Origin of the sequence: Streptosporangium minutum (assembly GCF_002149035.1) — a bacterium.
Taxonomy (GTDB): domain Bacteria; phylum Actinomycetota; class Actinomycetes; order Streptosporangiales; family Streptosporangiaceae; genus Streptosporangium; species Streptosporangium minutum.
The window spans coordinates 1-2,289 of record NZ_NGFP01000474.1 but is presented as its reverse complement, the minus strand read 5'-3'; the positions used below and the strand labels follow the sequence as shown (position 1 = coordinate 2,289).

General features: G+C 75.4%; 2 protein-coding genes. One reads left to right on the top strand and one right to left on the bottom strand.

Annotation, left to right across the window (positions count from 1 at the left end; all coding sequences use genetic code 11):
- On the top strand, nucleotides 1–1,360 hold a 1,360-nt coding region (locus tag CA984_RS43745; protein WP_242676514.1), incomplete at its 5' end, for an RsmB/NOP family class I SAM-dependent RNA methyltransferase.
- 3 nt (nucleotides 1,361–1,363) lie between these two features.
- Here the strand turns inward: CA984_RS43745 and CA984_RS46900 are convergent.
- Nucleotides 1,364–2,289, bottom strand: a 926-nt coding sequence (locus CA984_RS46900; protein ID WP_165781650.1) for a TolB-like translocation protein, incomplete at its 5' end; no start/stop codon positions are given.

Sequence of the window (2,289 nt, the reverse complement as noted above, 5' to 3'; positions counted from 1 at the left end):
GGGCAGGGGCGGCCGTCCGCCCAAGCCGGTCCGTGACGAGGCCCGCAACGCCGCCTACGACCTGCTGCGCGCCGTGGACGAGCGGGACGCCTACGCCAACCTCCTGATGCCCGCGCTGCTGCGCGAGCGCCGCCTGTCCGGGCGGGACGCGGGCCTGGCCACCGAGCTGGCCTACGGCACGCTGCGCGGCCTCGGCACCTACGACGAGGTCATCGCCGCCTGCAGCGACCGGGCCCCCGAGGACCTGGACCCGCCGTTGCTCGACGCCATCCGCCTGGGCGTGCACCAGCTGCTCAAGACCCGGGTCCCCCCGCACGCCGCCGTGGGCACGACCGTCGACCTGGTACGGCTGCGGGTGGGCACCGGCGCGTCGAAATACGCCAACGCCGTGCTGCGCAAGGTCGCCGGCCGTTCCCTGGAGCAGTGGCTGCCGATCGTGGCCCCCGACCGGGGCGAGGACCCGGTCGGCCACCTGGCCGTGGCGCACAGCCACCCCCGGTGGATCGTCACCGCGATGCGCGACGCCGTGGGCGGGGATTTCGACGAGACGGCCGCCCTGCTGGCCGCCGACAACGAGCGGCCCCGTGTCACCCTGGTCGCCCGGCCCGGCCGCGCGTCGGTCGACGAGCTTCTCGCCTCCGGCGCCCAGCGGGCCGAATACTCCCCCTACGCGGCCTACCTGACCGAGGGCGACCCCGGTTCCATCGGCGCCGTGGCCGAGGCGCGAGCCGCCGTGCAGGACGAGGCCAGCCAGCTCGTCGCCCTGGCGCTGACCCGCGTCCCGGTGGCCGGTGGCGACACCCGCTGGCTCGACCTGTGCGCGGGCCCCGGCGGCAAGGCCGGGCTCCTGGACGCCATCGCCGTCCAGGACGGCGCCAACCTCCTGGCCGCCGAGCTCCAGTACCACCGCGCCCGCCTGGTCCGGCAGACCACCCGCGAGGCCACTGTGATCACCGCCGACGGCACGGCCCCCGCCTGGCGTCCGGGGGTCTTCGACCGGGTCATGGTCGACGCCCCCTGCACCGGCCTGGGCGCTCTGCGCCGCCGCCCGGAGGCCCGATGGCGGCGCGATCCCCGCAGTCTCCCGGACCTGGGCAGGCTCCAGCGCGAGCTGCTCGCCTCGGCCCTGGAGGCCGTCCGCCCCGGGGGAGTCGTCGCCTACGTCACCTGCTCGCCACACCTGGCCGAGACCGTCACCGTGGTCGGCGACGCCCTGCGCGGCCGCGACGACGTGGAGACGCTCGACGCCCGCGCCTACCTCCCGGAGGTGGCGGGCCTGGGCGAGGGGCCCCACGCCCAGTTCTGGCCCCATCGCCACGGCACCGACGGGATGTTCCTGGCGCTGCTGCGCCGCCGCTGACCCTCACGGGCGGCGGGCGAAGAACAGCCCGAGGTCGCCGTCCCGCTCGTCGGACGATCGCGCGATGTCCGCGATCGGGACGCGGAGCAGGTCGACGACCGTGATCGAGAGGGCGGCGCCGGCCCGGTTCCTGATCAGGAAGGCGTCGTCGTCGTACCAGGAGACAAGGCGGCCGGCGACCTGGTCGACCTGGGCGATCAGCGCGCCGGACCCGGCGTCGTGGACGCAGACGTCGGTGCTCTGCCCGGGGCAGACCACCGCGTAACGGTTGCCGGAGGGGGAGTACCAGTCGTCGAGCCCGCTCATGCGACCGGGGGCCGGGGAGCCCTCCACCGGCCTGCCCCGCAGGTCGAAACGGCCGATGACCCGGAGGTCGGCCTCCCCGTCGGCGCCGTACGCCTCGTCACCCGCGAAGTCGATGGCGAGTTCCGTGGCGACGCCGGTGCCGCCGCCGTCCCACTGGTAGCGGCTGCCACCGGCGCGGGGGTCGCCGACGCGCACGAACCTGGTGGTGCCGGCGCGGGGTGAGTGCACGACGAACCCGACCGACACCATGTCGTCGTCCTTGTCGCCGTCCTCGTCCTTGTCCGTCTTCTCCCACACGGTCAGGAGCAGGTCGCCCCTCGGGGACCAGACGGGGCCCCACAGCTGGCGCGGATGCTCGAAGCCGGGCAGCTTCCTGACCTTTCCGGTGGTCCGGTCGAGCACGTAGGCGTAGTCCCGGCCCTTGATGTAGTCCGGGCTGACCCCGGCCGCCCAGCGGCCGCCGGGGGAGAACGCGGAGAACGGGTACCGCGCCGGCGTGGGCCGTCCCGTCCCGGGGTCGATCAGGAGGGTCGTCTTCCCGTTCCGGTATCCGGCCAGGACCGCCGAGGGGCCGGTGGGGACGGCCATGGCCTCCGCGGTGGCCGGGAGCGGCACCGGGAGGG